This is a genomic window from Plantactinospora sp. DSM 117369 (assembly GCF_053764795.1).
The window spans coordinates 8,671,267-8,687,957 of the sequence record NZ_CM132446.1; the positions used below are offsets into that span (position 1 = coordinate 8,671,267).

At 72.2% G+C, this 16,691-nt stretch carries 13 protein-coding genes and 1 tRNA gene; 5 read left to right on the top strand and 9 right to left on the bottom strand.

Annotation, left to right across the window (positions count from 1 at the left end):
* Positions 1 to 13: 13 nt before the first annotated feature.
* The 5 genes from ACSMXO_RS37075 to ACSMXO_RS37095 form a co-directional block, all read right to left on the bottom strand.
* Positions 14 to 334, bottom strand: a complete 321-nt coding sequence (locus ACSMXO_RS37075) for a hypothetical protein (RefSeq protein WP_455415574.1) — start codon at positions 332 to 334, stop codon at positions 14 to 16.
* A 12-nt stretch (positions 335 to 346) separates the two neighbouring features.
* Positions 347 to 1,213, bottom strand: a complete 867-nt coding sequence (locus ACSMXO_RS37080; protein WP_346260876.1) for an SPFH domain-containing protein — start codon at positions 1,211 to 1,213, stop codon at positions 347 to 349.
* Positions 1,214 to 1,325: 112 nt separating this feature from the next.
* Positions 1,326 to 1,994, bottom strand: coding sequence for a phosphodiesterase (locus ACSMXO_RS37085; protein WP_455415575.1), 669 nt, complete (start codon positions 1,992 to 1,994; stop codon positions 1,326 to 1,328).
* Positions 1,995 to 2,183: 189 nt separating this feature from the next.
* The gene (locus ACSMXO_RS37090) at positions 2,184 to 3,455 is read right to left on the bottom strand and encodes an MFS transporter (RefSeq protein ID WP_455415576.1); all 1,272 of its coding nucleotides are present in this window, start codon (positions 3,453 to 3,455) and stop codon (positions 2,184 to 2,186) included.
* Positions 3,456 to 3,628: 173 nt separating this feature from the next.
* Positions 3,629 to 6,898: an efflux RND transporter permease subunit gene (locus tag ACSMXO_RS37095; RefSeq protein ID WP_455415577.1), complete on the bottom strand. Its 3,270-nt coding sequence runs from the start codon at positions 6,896 to 6,898 to the stop codon at positions 3,629 to 3,631.
* A gap of 336 nt (positions 6,899 to 7,234) precedes the next feature.
* On the opposite strand from ACSMXO_RS37095, the gene ACSMXO_RS37100 reads away from it, so the two are divergent.
* Positions 7,235 to 7,825: a hypothetical protein gene (locus tag ACSMXO_RS37100; RefSeq protein WP_455415578.1), complete on the top strand. Its 591-nt coding sequence runs from the start codon at positions 7,235 to 7,237 to the stop codon at positions 7,823 to 7,825.
* 95 nt (positions 7,826 to 7,920) lie between these two features.
* Here ACSMXO_RS37100 and thrC read toward each other — a convergent pair whose 3' ends face one another.
* From thrC to argS, 4 genes are all read right to left on the bottom strand, one after another.
* Positions 7,921 to 8,970 carry a threonine synthase gene (gene thrC, locus ACSMXO_RS37105; protein ID WP_346260881.1) on the bottom strand — a complete coding sequence of 350 codons (1,050 nt, stop codon included), beginning with the start codon at positions 8,968 to 8,970 and terminating at the stop codon, positions 7,921 to 7,923.
* A 143-nt stretch (positions 8,971 to 9,113) separates the two neighbouring features.
* Entirely contained in the window at positions 9,114 to 10,463 is a 1,350-nt protein-coding gene (locus ACSMXO_RS37110) for a homoserine dehydrogenase (protein WP_346260882.1), read from the bottom strand.
* A 2-nt stretch (positions 10,464 to 10,465) separates the two neighbouring features.
* The gene (gene lysA / locus ACSMXO_RS37115; RefSeq protein ID WP_455415579.1) at positions 10,466 to 11,851 is read right to left on the bottom strand and encodes a diaminopimelate decarboxylase; all 1,386 of its coding nucleotides are present in this window, start codon (positions 11,849 to 11,851) and stop codon (positions 10,466 to 10,468) included.
* Between the two features lie 66 nt (positions 11,852 to 11,917).
* Entirely contained in the window at positions 11,918 to 13,579 is a 1,662-nt protein-coding gene (argS, locus tag ACSMXO_RS37120; RefSeq protein WP_455415580.1) for an arginine--tRNA ligase, read from the bottom strand.
* A 95-nt stretch (positions 13,580 to 13,674) separates the two neighbouring features.
* On the opposite strand from argS, the gene ACSMXO_RS37125 reads away from it, so the two are divergent.
* The 4 genes from ACSMXO_RS37125 (at position 13,675) to ACSMXO_RS37140 (ending at position 16,284) form a co-directional block, all read left to right on the top strand.
* The gene (locus tag ACSMXO_RS37125; protein ID WP_455415581.1) at positions 13,675 to 14,580 is read left to right on the top strand and encodes a DUF3105 domain-containing protein; all 906 of its coding nucleotides are present in this window, start codon (positions 13,675 to 13,677) and stop codon (positions 14,578 to 14,580) included.
* Positions 14,581 to 14,585: 5 nt separating this feature from the next.
* Positions 14,586 to 15,260, top strand: a complete 675-nt coding sequence (locus tag ACSMXO_RS37130; RefSeq protein WP_455415582.1) for a DUF305 domain-containing protein — start codon at positions 14,586 to 14,588, stop codon at positions 15,258 to 15,260.
* Between the two features lie 178 nt (positions 15,261 to 15,438).
* On the top strand, positions 15,439 to 16,119 hold the full coding sequence (locus ACSMXO_RS37135) for a winged helix-turn-helix domain-containing protein (RefSeq protein WP_455415583.1): 681 nt from the start codon (positions 15,439 to 15,441) through the stop codon (positions 16,117 to 16,119).
* Positions 16,120 to 16,212: 93 nt separating this feature from the next.
* Positions 16,213 to 16,284: transfer RNA gene (locus tag ACSMXO_RS37140), tRNA-Arg, on the top strand.
* The last annotated feature ends 407 nt before the right edge of the window (positions 16,285 to 16,691 follow it).

The following is a 16,691-nucleotide window of genomic DNA, read 5'->3' on the forward strand; positions in this document are numbered from 1 at the left end:
CCGGGCGTGCCGGTCAGGCCGGCTCGGAATCCTCCGGCCCACCGCTGCCCCGCTCCGTACTGTCCGGCCGTCCACTGCCCGGACCGGTACTGTCCGGCTGCCTGCCGCCGTCCGGACCGGTACTGTCCGGACCAGTACCGTCCGGCTCCGCCGGTGGCCCGGCCGGGCCGCCGGCCCGGGACGGCTTCGCCGCCCGGCCGGCCGAACGCAGGGCCAGCCGCAGGGCGTACTCGATCTGGGCGTTGACGCTGCGGATGTCGTCCGCGGCCCACCTCGCGATCGCCTCGTAGACCTGCGGGTCGAGCCGGAGCAGAAGTTTTTTGCGTTCCGCCATGGGCGCGCGAACCTAGCCGTAGAGGGAACCGGTGTTCACCACCGGCTGGGCGGCCCGGTCACCGCAGAGCACGACCAGCAGGTTCGCCACCATCTGCGCCTTCCGTTCCTCGTCCAGCTCGACCACGTGCTCCTCGCGCAGCCGCTCCAGCGCGTTCGAGACCATACCCACCGCACCTTCGACGATCTTGAACCGGGCACCCACGATCGCACTCGCCTGCTGGCGGGCCAGCATCGCCTGGGCGATCTCCGGGGCGTACGCCAGGTGCGTGATCCGGGACTCCAGCACCTCCACGCCGGCCAACTCCACCCGTTCGCGCAGCTCGGAGGTCAACTCGTCGCTGACCACCGCACTGTCCCGCAGGCTGGCCCGGCCGGAGTCGTGCGCCTCGTACGGGTAGCTGGTGGCCAGGTGCCGGACGGCCGCCTCGGACTGCACGGCGACGTACTCGACGTGGTCGTCGACCGCGAAGGCGGCCCTGGCGGAGTCGACCACCTGCCACACGACGACGGCGGCGATCTCCACCGGGTTGCCGTCGGCGTCGGAGACCTTGAGCCGGGCGGTCTCGAAGTTGCGCACCCGGAGCGTGACCTTCTGCCGTGCGGTGAACGGCCAGGTCCAGTGCAGGCCGGCCTGCCGGATGGTGCCCACGTAGCGGCCGAAGAACTGCACCACCTGAGCCTCGTTCGGGTTGACCACCGTGTATCCGGTGGCGACCACCGCGGCGAGGAGGGCGTAGCCGACCGCGACCACCGTGATCCGGAGGTCGACACCCGGCTCGTCGAGCACCGGCACGATGATCGCCACCCCGGCGGCGGCGAGGAGCAGCATGAGCGCGGTCGGAATGAACCCGGAGATCCGGAAGGCGGCTCGTTCCATGACATCTCCCTGCTAGCTATGTGATATCACGAGGATATCCAACGAGCGCCACCGCGTCGACCCGGCACCGGGCGGGCAGAGTCGACTCCGGCACCGGGCCGGCAGAACGTCGTCAGGGCAGTCGGGTCTGGTCCTCGGCGGCGTCCCGACCCCGTTGCGAGGCCGCGTAACTGACCGCCCGCAGCCGCTGGAGCAGGCCCCTGGGCCGCAGTTCCGAGCCGCGCCGGCCGTCCGGGTCGAAGGCGAGCGCGGCGTCCACCTCGGCGGGCAACCGCGTGTCGAAGACGACCCGGCCGAAAGCGCGCCATGGGGCGCGTACCCCGGCCGCCAGCAACTCCAGCCGGGCCCCCTCGCGGGCGGCGACCTCGGCCACCTCGTCGAGGGAACACCCGAGGGAACGGTCGGCCCGCGCCAGCAGGTACGTCCGACGACCGTCGAACCGGTACGCCAGCAGACTCCCGTACGGCCCGGCGAAGTCCCGGCGCGGCACGGGCAGGTGCCGGAGCAGCGGCGGCCGGCCGGTGCTGGAAAGCAGCAGGTCGAAGGGGCCACCGGCAACGTGCAGCCGGACGGCGAGCCCCAGCAGGTCCGGCCAGCCCTCCGGGGTCGGGGTGGCCCGGGAGAGCCGCACGGTCCCCGGGTACCGGCCGGAGCCGCCGGCCAGGCGGTCGGCGAGCGGCCCCGACAGCTCGACCTCGCCGGTGAACGAGAGCCCGCGCGGATGCAGTACCCGGCCACCGCGCCACCGCGCGAGGCGGCGGCTCGCCCGAGCACCCGTCACCGTATCGATGCCCCGTTCTACCCACCCGCCCCTCGAATACTCACCCGGGGGGTGGCCCGCAAGATCGAGCCCCGATGGTCCGCAAGGTCGCACGCCGTCCCCGAAACAGTCCTCCCCCGGCGACGCGGGGGCACTACTTCCCGGACAGCGACCCCTCCCTGGCGGGAACGGTCCCGCGAGGTGGTGCGGTCAGGAGGCGGCGCGGGGTGGGTCGGCGGGGGTCGCGGGGGTACCGGAGGCGGGGCTCTCGTCCTCGGAGGGGTCGAGGCGGCGGGTGGCGACCCACCAGCCGAGCGCGTAGACCAGGGTGGTCAGGCCGCAACCGGCCAGCACCACCCGCTGGTCGACGTGGTCCACCACCCCGGCCACCACGAGCTGGCTGAGCGCGATGGCCACGGTCGCCAACATCATGTCGGTGGCGAAGACCCGGCCCCGCAACCGGTCCGGCACCTCGGCCTGCAGGGCGTAGTTGGACATCACCCAGTTGCTGCCGCCGGCGAGGTGCGCGACGAAGACCAGGACCAGCACCAGCGGGAACCAGCGGGTCACCGACACGCCGAGGTAGCCGAGCCCGTACAGCGACATCGACAGGGCGAGGCCGGTGAAAAGCCAGGACCGGTGCTTCAGCACCCGGCGCATCAGCAGCGGGCCGACCAGCGCGCCGGCACCGCGTACCGCGAAGAGCAGCCCGGTGCCGATCGGGCCGACCCCGTAGAGGGTCGCCAGCAGCGGAAAGACGGTCAGCACGCCGTTGCCGAGGCCGACCGCGCTCTTCACGGTGACCAGGGCCAGCACCCGGGGGCGGTGCCCGATGTACCGCATCGACTCGCCGAGCGCCGCCCACGGGTTCGGCACCGGCAGGTCGCGGTCGCGCGGCTGCTGCATCGGCCGGCGGATCAGCCAGGTCAGGCCCGCCGCCACCGCCAGGGCGCCCAGGGCCACCCAGAAACAGGCGTACGGGCCGACGGCGGCGGTCAGGACGCCGCCGAGGGACGCCCCGACGATGCTCATCGTGCCCCACGCCGAACCGGCGATCGCGTTCGCTGCGGCCAGGTCCTCCGGGTCCACCACGTTCGGCAGCGCGGCCGAGGCGGCGGGCGAGTAGAACGCCTTGGCCACCGCCACCGCGCCGACCGCCACCAGCGCCAGCCAGGCGGTACCGGGACCGCGTACCCCGGGCAGCAGCACGATCGCGGCCAGCGCGGTGAGGTTCGAGGCGATCAGGATCCGCTTGCGGTCCAGCCGGTCCGCGACCGTGCCGGCGTACGGCAGCAGCAGGGCGAGGATGCCGTTGTCGACGGCGAGCACCAGGGCTCCCCACACCCCGCTGCCGGTCAGCTCCGGCAGGAGCACCAGCAGCGGCACCATCACGAACCAGTCGGCCCCGAAGACCACGAGTTCGGCGGTGAAGAGGCGGCGGAAGTCCCGATTCCGGGTAAGGACTGAAACGGCAGATGACACGTACCAGGACCCTACCCGCCCGGTGCCGTGCCCCCGGGCACGGACGAGGACCGGTCCCGGGTAGCGGTATCCAGCGCCACCCGGGACCGGTCCTCGTCGTGTGCTCTCCGACCGGTCAGCTCAGCCGGTCAGCTCAGCCGGTCGACTCTCCGACCGGTCGACTCTCCGACCGGTCAGCTCTCCGTCGGCGGCAGCGGTGACCTCCGGCTCTTCGGCAGCCGGAGCACCTCGAACTGGTCGGTACCGTCGATCAACGCACCGGACGGCGCGGGATGCGCCGGCACCGGGCCCGGTGAACCACCGGCGCGGGCGCCGGCACCGACCGGCACCGGCTCCCCGGCCGGTACGCCCGCCTCGTCGCCGCCGGCCCCCGCCCCGGACCGGCGCCGCCGGATCCGCTCCTTGGTGTTCTCCACCATCGTGTAGAGGGTCGGCACCAGCACCAGGGTGAGCAGCGTCGAGCTGATCAGGCCGCCGATCACCACGATCGCCAGCGGCTGCGAGATGAACCCGCCCTCACCGGTCAGCCCGAGCGCCATCGGCAGCAGGGCGAAGATGGTCGCGATCGCGGTCATCAGGATCGGCCGCAGCCGGCGGCGGCCACCCTCGACCACCGCCTCGACCACGCCCATCCCCTTGGCCCGGTACTGGTTGATCAGGTCCATCAGCACGATCGCGTTGGTCACCACGATGCCGACCAGCATCAGCACACCGATCAGCGCCGGTACGCCCAGTGGCGTGCCGGTGGCCAGCAGCAGGCCGATCGCGCCGGTCGCCGCGAACGGGATGGAGACCAGCAGGATCAGCGGCTGGATCAGGCTGCCGAAGGTGGCGACCATGATCACGAAGACGATCGCGATCGCGGCCAGTACCGCCAGCCCCAGGTCGGCGAAGGCCTCCTGCTGCTCGGCGCTGACGCCACCGATCTCGAACGTCGCCCCCGGTACCTCGATCCCGTCCAGCTTCTCCCGCAGCGCGGTGGTGGTGGCACCCAGGTTGGAGCCGGTCGACGTACCGCTGACGGTGATGCTGCGCTCGCCGTCGATCCGGGTCACCGCGAGCGGGCCCTGCACCTCGGTCACGTCGGCGATGTCGTCCAGCTTCACCACACCGGCAGGGCCGGGCGGCCCCACCGGCAGGGCCCGGAGCGCGTCGATCCCGGCGGGCGGCTGCCCGGTGCGCAGCACCACGTCCTGCTGCCGGCCGTCCAGCGACACCTGGCCGAGCGGGCTGCCCCGGAACTGCTGTGCGACGAGCTGCCCGACGGCCGCCTCGGAGAGCCCGAGCCGGGCGGCGGCGGCCCGGTCCACCTTGACGTCGATCCGGGGGGCGCTGTCGGCCAGGCTGCTGCGTACGTCGGTGACGTCCGGCGTCTCCGCCATCGCCTTGCTCACCTGCTCGCTCGCCCGGGCCAGTACGTCCTGGTCGGCGGCGCGGACGATCACCTGGATCTCGTTCACCGCACCGCCGCCGGGCCCACCGGCCCCGCCGAAGCTGAGTTCACCGGCGCCGGTCAGCTTGTCGAACTCCGCCCGGAGCGCATCCTCGACCTGCCCGGCGTCGGCCTCCTCGGCCAGCGCGACCGAGAAGCTCGCCTCGTTGGCGCTGCCTCCGCCACCGAACGGGTTGCCGCCGCCCCCGCCCACGGTCACCTGGTACGACTCCACCCCGTCGGTGCCGGAGAGCACCCGCTCGACCTGCTTGGCCGCCGCGTCGGTGGCGGCCAGGCTGCTGCCGACCGGGAGTTCCTGGCTGATGCTCAGGGTGTCCTGCCCGGAGTCGTCCAGGAAGTTCGTCTCCAGCCGGGTGGCCAGGCCGAAGGTGCCGAGCAGCACCACCAGGCCGAGGGCGACGGTGAGCCAGCGCCGCCGGGTCGCGAACCGGATCACCGGCAGGTACCCGCGTTGCAGCGGGCTGCGCAGCTCCTTCTCCTCGGCCGCCCGCCGGACCGCCTCCTCGGTCGCGCCACCGTTCGCCGGCCGGAGGAACCAGTACGCCAGCACCGGGATGATGGTCAGCGACACCAGCAGCGAGGCGAGCAGCGCCACCGTGACGGTGATCGCGAACGGTGCGAAGAGCTGCCCGACGAAGCCACCGACCAGCACGATCGGGGTGAAGACGGCGACCGTGGTGAGCGTGGAGGCGACGACCGCGCCGGCCACCTCGCGTACCCCGCCGAGGATGGCGGTGCGTTTGTGCTCGCCGTATCCGAGATGTCGTTTGATGTTCTCCAGCACCACGATGGAGTCGTCGACCACCCGGCCGACCGCGATGGTCAGCGCGCCGAGGGTGAGCAGGTTGAGCGAGTAGTCGCCGACCCAGAGCGCGATCAGCGCCACCAGCACCGACAGCGGGATGGAGACCGCGGTGACCAGGGTGGACCGGACCGAGAGCAGGAAGACCAGGATCACCAGTACCGCCATGACCAGGCCCAGCAGGCCCTCGGTGGTCAGGCTCTCGATCGACTTCTCGACGAACGGCGCTTGGTCGAAGACCACGGTGAGGGTGGCGCCGGAGGCGGTGCCAAGGTCGGCGAGCCGGTCCCGGATGTCGTGCGAGATCCGCACCGCGTTGCCGTCCGGTGTGGCGGTGACCATGATGCCGAGGCTGTCCACGCCGTCGGTCCGGGTGAACGAGGTCGGCGCGGCGAGCTGCTGCCGCACGGTGGCCACGTCGCCGAGCCGGACCGGCTGGCCGCCGGACCGCCCGGGCAGGAAGATGCCGGCGAGTTCCTCGACCGAGCCGATCCGGCCGCCGATCTGGACCGTCCGGGTCTGGTCGGCCTCGGTCAGCGCCCCGGCCGGGATGGTGACCCCGTTGGCCCGCAGCGCCTCGCCGATCGCCGTCGGCGCGACGCCGGACGCGGCCAGCCGGGCCGGGTTGGGCGTGATCACCACCTGCTCGTCGCGGGCACCGGTCACCTCGACGGTACGGACACCGTCGATCGACTCCAGCTCCGGTACGACCGTCTCGGCGAGCTTGTCGGCCAGGGCCCGCTCGTCGCCGTTGCCGGCCGCCGCCAGCACCACCGCCGGCAGATCGTCGGTGCTGCCGGCGATCACCTGCGGCTCGACGTTCTCCGGGAGCTGCGCCTCGATCCGGTTGAGCGCGGTCTGCATCTTGTTGACCGCGTCGTCCAGGTCGGTGCCGAACTCGTACTCGACCTGGAGGGTGGCGCTGCCCTCCTGTGAGGTCGAGGTGACCTTGGTCAGCCCGGCGATCCCCTGGATGCTGTTCTCGATCGGCTCGGCGACCTGCTCCTCCACCACCTCCGGCCCGGCCCCCGGGTACGGCGCGATGATGAAGGCCGCCGGAAACTCCAGCGAGGGCAGGAGCTGCTGCTTCAGCGACGGTACGGCGTACACGCCGAACGCCGTGATCACGATCGCGATGAGCGCGACAAGCCCCCGGTTGGCGAGACTGAGTCTGGCGAGGAACGACATCGGCGGGCTCACTCCTGGAGATCGAGTTGGCGCGACAGGTGTGATCGCGCACGTTCCGGGTCGGCGGCAGGAGAAAGTCTGCCTGACCCGGAGCACCGCCCCGGTGTCGGGGCGTTGGGCGCAGCCTGCGGGTCGACCGGCCCCGGAGGCAACTCCAGCTCAGCGCCCTCTCAGCTCACCGCACGGCGCCCCCGGACCCGGCCGCTGGCTCGGCCGGACGGAAGGCGGCCGCTGGCTCGGCTGACCGGGAGGGCCGGTGGGAGGGCCGGTGGTCCGAGGGAAAACGTCGGACCGGGCGCATAAGGTGGCCTTCCCAATCCTCTACAAAGGAGTAATGTGAGCCGCCTCCGTCGTACCCTGCTGGTCGCCGGCATCACCGTGGCCGCCTCGACCCTGATCCCACCGGCACCTGCCTCGGCCGACTCGGTCCTCGAACATGCCCACGCCCTGTTCCAGAGCAACGACAGCCACGTGTCGATGGACGTCGACGTGACCAGGCAGGACGGCAGCACCACGATCGACGTCGAATGGAGCGACCACGAGTGCGCGGAGACGGACGGGGCGTACGTCTGCGACCACGTCTTCCGGAACTCCCACGGCGTCCCGGTGCAGGACTTCACCTTCTCGCTGGCCGGGACGACCGTCTCCGCCCAACTGCCGTACCAGGAGATCCGGCGCCACTGCCGGACCGTCGAGGAGCAGGAGACCTGCACCGAGGAGTACGGCAACGGCGAGACCACCATCGAGGTGACCTGGACGCCCAACCACGAGCCCGAGCACTCCGAGCGGGTCGACGAGAGCGGCCGGACCGTGCTGACCGACCGCGTGGTCACCGCACTGTCCGGCACCGCGCACGGCCTCGGTCACGGCGGTCCGTCGAGCGTCGGTTGGCTCACCCGGATCCAGACCGTCGACCCGACCGCCTGACGAAGGCCGGAGTCCGGCGCGGCACCGCCGCCGCGCACGACTCCACAGGCGGCAGCCCGGGAGTCCGCAGCTCGGTGCACCCGGGCGGCCGCCGGTCAGGCCAGGTCGAGGGCGCGGGCGGCGGTCGGCACGTCGTTGCGGATGGTGATCGGCGAGGGAGCGGTGGAGATCGCCCACTCCGGGTCCTTGAGGCCATGCCCGGTGACCGTGCAGACCACGGTGGAGCCGCTCGGCACCCGCCCCTCGGCGGCCTGTTGCAGCAGCCCGGCGACGCTGGCCGCGCTGGCCAGCTCGACGAAGACCCCCACCTCGCGGGCGAGCAGCCGGTACGCCGACAGGATCTCCCGGTCGGTCACCGCCGAGATCAGCCCGCCGGAGGCGTCCCGGGCGTCCACCGCCTTGGTCCAGCTCGCCGGATTGCCGATCCGGATCGCGGTGGCGATGGTGGAGGGTTCGCGTACCGCCTCGCCGGTGACGATCGGGGCGGCCCCGGATGCCTGGAAGCCGTACATCTTCGGGCGGCGGGTGGCGTTGCCGGCCTCGGTCTCCTCCGAGTAGCCCATCCAGTACGCGGTGATGTTGCCGGCGTTGCCGACCGGCAGGCAGTGGATGTCGGGAGCGTCGCCGAGCGCGGAGACGATCTCGAACGCGGCGGTCTTCTGGCCGTGCAGCCGGTCGATGTTGACCGAGTTGACCAGGGCCACCGGGTAGTCCATGGCCAGCTTGGCGGCGAGCGCCAGGCAGTCGTCGAAGTTGCCGTTGATCTGGAGCAGCCGGGCGCCGTGCACCAGCGCCTGGGCCATCTTGCCCAGCGCGATCTTGCCCTGCGGCACCAGCACGGCGCAGGTGAGCCCGGCCCGGGCCGCGTACGCCGCCGCCGAGGCGCTGGTGTTGCCGGTGGAGGCGCAGATGATCGCCTTGTTGCCGGCCTCGACCGCCCGGGAGACCGCCAGCGTCATGCCGCGGTCCTTGAACGAGCCGGTCGGGTTGGCGCCCTCCACCTTGAGATAGACGTCACAGCCGAGCCGCGCGGAGAGCACCGGAGCGGGCAGCAGCGGGGTGTTCCCCTCGTTGAGGGTGATCACCGGCGTGGCCTCGCTGACCGGCAGCCGATCCCGGTACGCCTCGATCAAGCCCCGCCACATGTCGCTCTCCTCGCATCGCGGTCCCGCCCCGGCCGTCGGCGGCGGGCACCTCCTCCACGGTGACCCAGGGTCGCCGATCCGGTGCACCCGCACCACCCGCTAACCATCTGGCGGGACAGTGCCGATCAGGCGGTACGCCCCGGCTAGCGGTCGCCGCCCTCGACCCGGAGCACGCTGGCGATCGACCGGACGATGTCGAGTCGGCGCAGCTCGTCGACGGTGGCGGCGAGCGCGGCGTCCGGTGCGGCGTGCGTGACGATCACCAGGATCGCGTCGCCGCCCCGGCCCACCGGTCCGGCCGCCCCGTCCCCCGGGCCCGCCGGGGCGGGCGCCTGCCGCACGGTGGCGATCGACACGTCGTGCCGGGCGAAGACCCCGGCGACCGCGGCCAGTACGCCCGGCCGGTCGGCCACGTCGAGGCTGATGTGGTAGCGGGTGACCGCCTCACCCATCGGCCGGATCGGCAGCGCGGCGTACGCCGACTCGCTCGGTGCGCGTACCCCGGCCAGGTGGTTGCGGGCCGCCGCGACGACGTCGCCGAGTACGGCGCTGGCGGTCGGCGCGCCGCCGGCACCGCGCCCGTAGAACATCAGCTCACCGGCGGCGTCGGCCTCGACGAAGACCGCGTTGAAGGCGTCGCCGACGCTGGCCAGCGGGTGGCTGACCGGGATCATCGCCGGGTGCACCCGGACGCTGACCGACTCGACGCCGGCCGAGTCCGGCCCCCGGGAGGCGATGCAGAGCAGCTTGATGGTGCAGCCCATCGCCTTGGCGCTGGCCATGTCGGCGGCGGTGACCTCGGTAATGCCCTCCCGGTGCACGTCTGCGGCGGTGACCCGGGTGTGGAACGCCAGCGAGGCCAGGATGGCCGCCTTGGCGGCGGCGTCGAAGCCCTCCACGTCGGCGGTCGGGTCGGCCTCCGCGTAGCCCAGCTCGGTCGCCTCGTCCAGCGCCTCGGTGAAGCCGGCGCCGGTGGCGTCCATCGCGGAGAGGATGAAGTTGGTGGTGCCGTTGACGATGCCGGTGACCCGGGTGATCGAGTCGCCGTGCAGCGACTCGCGCAGCGAGCGGAGCAGCGGGATGGCGCCGGCCACCGCCGCCTCGTAGTAGAGGTCCGACCCGCCCTCGGCGGCCGCGTCGTGCAGCGCCCCGCCGTCCTCGGCCAGCAGCGCCTTGTTGGCGGTCACCACGCTCTTGCCGGCCCGCAACGCCTCGACCAGCCAGCCCCGGGCCGGCTCGATCCCGCCGACGACCTCGATCACCAGGTCGATGTCGTCCCGCTTGACCAGGCCGAGCGCGTCGGTGGTGAACAGCGCCGGGTCGACCGGCAGCTCACCCCGGTCCCGGCCGAGCCGGCGTACGGCGATCCCGGCGAGTTCCAGCGGCGCACCGACCCGGGCCGTCAGGTCGGCGGCCTGCTCGTGCAGCAGGCGTACCACCTCCGCGCCGACGGTGCCGCAACCGAGCAGGGCCAGACGGACAGGCTTCGTCAAGGTCAACCCACATCCAATGCCAGCAGATCGTCTTCGGTCTCCCGCCGGACGATCACCCGCGCGCGGCCGTCCCGGACCGCCACCACCGGCGGCCGGGGAACATGGTTGTAGTTGCTGGCCATGCTCCGGCAATAGGCGCCCGTTCCGGGCACGGCGAGAAGATCTCCGGGCTGCACGTCGGCGGGCAGGAATTCATCCTTCACCACCACATCCCCAGCCTCGCAATGCTTTCCCACCACCCGGGCGAGAATCGGCTCGGCGGTCGACCGCCGGGAGGCGACGGTCGCCGAGTACGACGCCCCGTACAGCGCGGTACGGATGTTGTCGCTCATCCCGCCGTCGACGCTGACGTAGGTGCGGATCCCGTCCACGTCCTTGACCGTGCCGACCTCGTAGAGGGTGAAGACGGCCGGGCCGATGATCGCCCGACCGGGCTCGATCGAGAGCCGGGGCACCGCCAGCCGCAGCCCCTCACACTCGCCGTCGACGATCTTGCCCAGTCGCTTCGCCAGGTCGTGCGGCGGCGACGGATCGTCCTGGGTGGTGTACGCGATGCCGAAGCCGCCGCCGAGGTCCAGCTCCGGCAGCTCGACCCCGCGGGCGTCCCGGATCTGTGCCTGGAGGGCGAGGATCCGCCGAGTGGCCACCTCGAAGCCGCTGGTGTCGAAGATCTGCGAACCGATGTGCGAGTGCAGCCCGCGCAGTTCGAGGACGTCCTCGTCGAGGATCCGGAACGCGGCGGCGGCCGCCGCCCCGCCGGCCAGCGAGAAGCCGAACTTCTGGTCCTCGTGCGCGGTGGCGATGAACTCGTGGGTGTGCGCCTCGACGCCGACGGTGACCCGGATCAGCACCTCCGGGCGGACGCCCCGGTCCCGGGCCAGCGCGGTCAGCCGGTCGATCTCATGGAACGAGTCCACGACGATCCGGCCCACCCCGGCGTCGACGGCCCGGGTCAGCTCGGCCGGGGACTTGTTGTTGCCGTGGAAACCGATCCGCTCGGCCGGCATGCCGGCGGCCAGCGCCACCGCCAGCTCCCCGCCGGAGCAGACGTCCAGGAACAGGCCCTCCTCGGCGATCACCCGCACCACGGCGCGGCAGATGAAGGCCTTGCCGGCGTAGTAGATGTCCTGGTCCGGGAAGGCGGCCCGGAAGTCCCGGCAGCGGGCCCGCAGGTCGTCCTCGTCGAGCACGTAGACCGGGGTGCCGAACTCCGCCGCCAGCTCGCGCACGCCGAGCCCGGCGACCACCAGGGCGCCGTCGGCGTCGCGCGCCACGTTGCGCGGCCACAGTTGCGGCACGAGCGCGTTGACGTCCTCCGGGGTACGCAGCCACGCCGGCCCCCGGACCCCGAGGTCGCCGTGCAGTGCCCCCGCTTCGTGAGCGCGCATCTGTCGTTCTCCTTACGCCACGCGCCTACTTCCGACCGGTCCGCTACGCCGGGAGCCGGAGATGACTCACATCTGCTCCGGCGCGGAGACCCCGAGCAGTCCCAGGCCGTTGGCCAGGACGATCCGGGTCGCCTCGACCAGCCAGAGCCGGGCCTGGGTGAGCTGCGCCGACACCGGCTGGCGGCCGAGCGGCAGCACCTGGCAGGCGTCGTTGAACCGGTGGTACGAGCCGGCCAGCACCTCAAGGTAGCGGGCGATCCGGTGCGGTTCACGCAGTTCGGCCGCGGTGGCCACCACCCCGGGGAACTCGCCCAGCGACTTGAGCAGGTCGTTCTCCTTCTCGTGGCTGAGCAGGCCCGGGTCGAAGTCGTCGCCCCGGCTGATGCCGAGATCGACGGCGCGGCGCAGCAGCGAGGCGATCCGGGCGTGCGCGTAGCGCACGTAGTGCACCGGGTTGTCGTTCGAGTTCTTGGTGATCTCGTCGATGTCCAGGATCAGCGGCGAGTCGGTCGAGGACCGGGCCAGCGAGTAGCGGGCCGCGTCCACGCCGACCGCGTCGACGATCTCGTCCAGCGTGATGATGTTGCCGGCCCGCTTGGAGAGCCGGACCGGTACGCCGTTGCGGACCAGGTTGACGAGCTGGCCGATCAGGATCTCGATGTTGAAGTCCGGGTCGTCCCCGGCGCAGGCGGCGATCGCCCGGAGCCGGTTGACGTAGCCGTGGTGGTCGGCGCCGAGCAGGTAGACGCACGTGTCGAAGCCGCGCTCCCGCTTGTTGATGTAGTACGCCGAGTCGGCGGCGAAGTAGGTCAGCTCGCCGTTGCTCCGGATCAGCACCCGGTCCTTGTCGTCACCGAAGGCCGTGGTGCGCAGCCAGATAGCGCCGTCGGCGTCGTAGACGTGGCCCTGCTCGCGCAGCCGGCCCAGGGCGTGCTCGATCGCACCGCTGGTGTGCAGGGTGCGCTCGGAGAACCAGACGTCGAAGTGCACCCCGAACCGCTCCAGGCTGGCCCGCATCTCGTCCAGCATGAGCTGGTAGCCCCGGTCCCGGAAGACCGGCACCGCCTCCTCGGCCGGCAGGTCGAGCAGCTCGGGGCGCTCCGCGACGATCCGCTCGGCGATCTCGGTGACGTACTCGCCGGCGTAGCCCTCGTCCGGGGTCGGCTCGCCCACCGCCTGCGCGTACAGCGACTGGCTGAACCGGTCGATCTGGGCGCCCGCGTCGTTGACGTAGTGCTCGCTGGTCACCTCGGCACCGGCGGCGGAGAGGATCCGGCGCAGCGAGTCGCCGACCGCCGCCCACCGGGTGTGCCCGAGGTGGATCGGGCCGGTCGGGTTGGCCGAGACGAACTCCAGGTTGACCCGCTGCCCGGTGAGCCGGTCGCTCCGCCCGTACCCCTGACCGGCCTGGACCACCTCGCGGGCGAGCTGGCCGGCGGCGGCCGGGTCGAGCCGGAGGTTGAGGAAGCCCGGCCCGGCGATGTCGACCGACTTGACGCCCGGGGTCCGGGCCAGTTCCTCGGCGAGGGCGGCGGCCAGCTCCCGGGGCGGCAGCCCGACCCGCTTGCTCAGCTGCAACGCGATGGTGGAGGCGTAGTCGCCGTGCTCGGGGTTCCGGGGTCGCTCCAGCGGCACGGACTCGGGCAGTACCGAGTGATCCAGGCCACGCCGGTCGAAGACGGCGTGTGCGGCGGCGAGAACGGCCTCGGCGAGGTTGGCGGGAGTCACCGAACCATGCTAGCGGGGGTAGACTCGGTCACTCGGTGGCGACCCTGCGCATGTGCGGCCCGCCATCCCCTGACCGACCGACCTGACGAGGGACCATGAGCATCAGCACCTCGGGCGGCGAACAACGCCGTCCGTCCGTGGTCAGCACCGGCAAGAAGGCGCCGGCCGGCGGTAAGCCCGCCGAGGGTGAGAAGGGGGCCGGGGCCAAGCCCGCGGGGACGGCCGCCAAGTCCGGCTCCACCGGCAAGTCCGGCTCCGGCACCCGGGTGCCGGCCGGCCGCGGCGGCGGGGGCGGGGGCGGGAAGAAGCCCCAGCAGCGTCGCCCGGTCACGCCGGTCAGGGTCAGCCAGGGCCGCTCATGGGGCTCCATCGGCCTCTTCGTCGCGGTCGGCGTCGTCGCCGCCGCCATCATCGGGTACGGCGCGTACGCGGTGATCCAGAACGGCAAGAAGTGGGAGGACAAGGCGGCCGCGATCGACGGGATCGTGAACTTCCGGGAGAGCGACCCCTCGGCGGTGAACCCGCTGCCCGGCAAGGAGTCCCACGTCGCCGGCCCGCTCACCTACAAGGTCAATCCGCCGGTCGGCAGCTCGCACAACAACGCCTGGCAGAACTGCATGGGCGACGTCTACGACGCGCCGATCGCCAACGAGCACGCGGTGCACAGCCTGGAGCACGGCGCGGTCTGGGTCACCTACAAGTCCGACCTGCCGGCCGAGCAGGTGGAGCAGCTGGCCAGCAAGGTCCGGGGCAACGAGTTCATGTTGATGAGCCCGGTGCAGAACCTCGACCGGCCGATCTCGCTCCAGGCCTGGGGCTACCAGCTCAAGCTCGACAGCCCCACCGACGGCCGGATCGACGACTTCATCGAGGCGCTGCGGCAGAACGCGACGATGGAGCCGGGCGCGGCCTGCTCCGGCGGCATCACCGCCACCGGTACGACCCCGCGGGACAACGTCCCAGGTGACCAGCAGCAGCCGGTGCCCCCGGCGGGCGGTTGATCGGCGTGACCACCGAATCGGGGGCGGTGGCGACCGCCGCCGCTCCGGAGGAGGACGAGGCCGGGGGCCGAGGGTCGGGCAGGTGGAGCGCCGGCACCGGCGCGTTGGCCCTCGCCATCCTGCTGGGCCTGCTGCTCGGGTTCGCGGGCGGCCTGCTCGCCCCGGGCCTGCTCCGGCCCGGGGACAGCTCGCCCGAGGCCGGGTTCGCCCGGGACATGTCGTCGCACCACGCCCAGGCGGTCGAGATGGCGATCCTCGCCCACGAGAAGACCGCCGACCCGGACGTACGGACCCTGGCGGCGGACATCGCACTCACCCAGCAGGCCCAGATCGGCATCATGCAGACCTGGTTGAAGGAGTGGGGCCTGAGCCCGACCGGCCGCCAGCCCCGGATGGCCTGGATGCCGGACGGCGCGGGCGCGGTCAAGAACGGGCTGATGCCCGGCATGGCCACCGACGCCCAACGGGCCGAGTTGCGCGCCGCCACCGGCCGCGACTTCGACGCCCTCTTCCTGAAGCTGATGCTCGACCACCACCTCGGCGGCATCCACATGGCCGAGGGGATCCTGGACCTCTCCGACGACGAGCAGGTGACCGCGATGGCCGAGTCCATGGTCGCCGGGCAGAAGAAGGAGATCGAGTTGGTCCGGACCCTCCAGGGCAGGATCGGCGCCCGCTGACCCGCGCCACCCGTACCGCCTGATCCGGCGGCCGTCCGACGGGACGGCCGCCGGTTCCGTTCCGGCGGCGAGGCGGTGGCAGTGTTCCGTTAAGCCCGTCTTCGGCTACTTGCCCGCTTTGGCGAGCTTTCTCCATACATAACGTGACCAGTCGGGATCTGCGGTCGTTGTCCTAGACATGACGGTTGCTCTCCGGGACGGACGTCGGTCGGTCACCAGCTGGTGCCGTCGACACACCATCGGCGGGGACGGCGCGGTCGCGGCCGTCCGGCGCGGACAGCGGTCCGGCGAGGCGGGAACGCTCAGCCGCGACCAGGAACTGGAACTGATCGAGACGCTGCGCGGGTGCTATCCCGACAAGTTCGGGCTGGACGACGAACTCTGGACCCGGCAGAGCGTCACCAGCCTCGTACACCACCGGTACGGCCTGCCCGTCGACGGCGCCGAGGTCGGCAACTACCTGCGAGCCTGGGGCCTCGGCCCACGCCAGCCCACCGAGCGGGCCTGCGGGCTCTGCGTCGACGCGGTGGCCCTCTGGGTGGAACAGGAGTATCCGGCGATCGTGCGCACCGCTCAGGAGCACCGGGCCGAGCTGTGCTGGATCGGCCGTACCCGTCTGCACGGGGTGGTACCGGCCGCCGACGTCCTCTCCGCCGTCTCCGTGCGCGGCCGGGTGCGGTTCCTCATCACCACCCCGAACGTCGACCCGGCCCTCCCCCGGGACTTTCTGCTCCGGCTCAGTGGGGCGGAGGGGGACGCCGTACACGTCGTGGTCGACGGCTCCTGGACCCGGGCCGAGTGGCCCCGCCGGCTCCCGCCGCGGATCGTGCTGCACGCACTTCCGAGCTGCGGCCGGTAACGGCGTTTTCCCTGGCAGGACAGGCGGGACAGACACGGCGGATACCGATTCGTGCCCGGGCGCCGACGCCTGCTACTCTTCCTTGGTCGCTGAGCCCCCGTAGCTCAGGGGATAGAGCACCGCCCTCCGGAGGCGGGAGCGCAGGTTCGAATCCTGCCGGGGGCACCTCACAGAACTGCAAGAACGCAACGCAATGGGCCGGATGCTGGTCGCGGAAGCTGCGTTCAATATCGTTTAGTCGATCGCTGACAGCGGCAGAGCCGACGTAGCTCTGCCGCTGCCGCTGTGCTCGGGCCCTACGAGCCGCACGTCGGCCGGCCTGGTGGCGGAACCGCCGCACCTGTGCCCCGAGGCGCGCAACGTGCTCGCCCGAGCCATCCACTGGCCGTCCCGCCTCCCGTCGCAAGCCTCAGTCCGAACCGTGCCACCCGGTGAAGATCGCTTGAGCGGCGGGCACGTCCACGCGCTCGGACCGTGCGGATGCCGGCATCGCGCCAGCGCTGCGGCGGGCCACGGAAGACAGGAAACGAGATATGACGACCTCGTCGCCGCTCCCGTAGGAAACCCGTAGT

What these genes read in the sequence shown, in the direction of transcription:
- ACSMXO_RS37075 (WP_455415574.1), bottom strand. Translation starts at nt 334, where the DNA reads ATGGCGGAACGCAAAAAACTTCTGCTCCGGCTCGACCCGCAGGTCTAC.
- ACSMXO_RS37080 (WP_346260876.1), bottom strand. Translation starts at nt 1,213, where the DNA reads ATGGAACGAGCCGCCTTCCGGATCTCCGGGTTCATTCCGACCGCGCTC.
- ACSMXO_RS37095 (WP_455415577.1), bottom strand. Translation starts at nt 6,898, where the DNA reads ATGTCGTTCCTCGCCAGACTCAGTCTCGCCAACCGGGGGCTTGTCGCG.
- thrC (WP_346260881.1), bottom strand. Translation starts at nt 8,970, where the DNA reads ATGTGGCGGGGCTTGATCGAGGCGTACCGGGATCGGCTGCCGGTCAGC.
- lysA (WP_455415579.1), bottom strand. Translation starts at nt 11,851, where the DNA reads ATGCGCGCTCACGAAGCGGGGGCACTGCACGGCGACCTCGGGGTCCGG.
- ACSMXO_RS37125 (WP_455415581.1), top strand. Translation starts at nt 13,675, where the DNA reads ATGAGCATCAGCACCTCGGGCGGCGAACAACGCCGTCCGTCCGTGGTC.
- ACSMXO_RS37135 (WP_455415583.1), top strand. Translation starts at nt 15,439, where the DNA reads ATGACGGTTGCTCTCCGGGACGGACGTCGGTCGGTCACCAGCTGGTGC.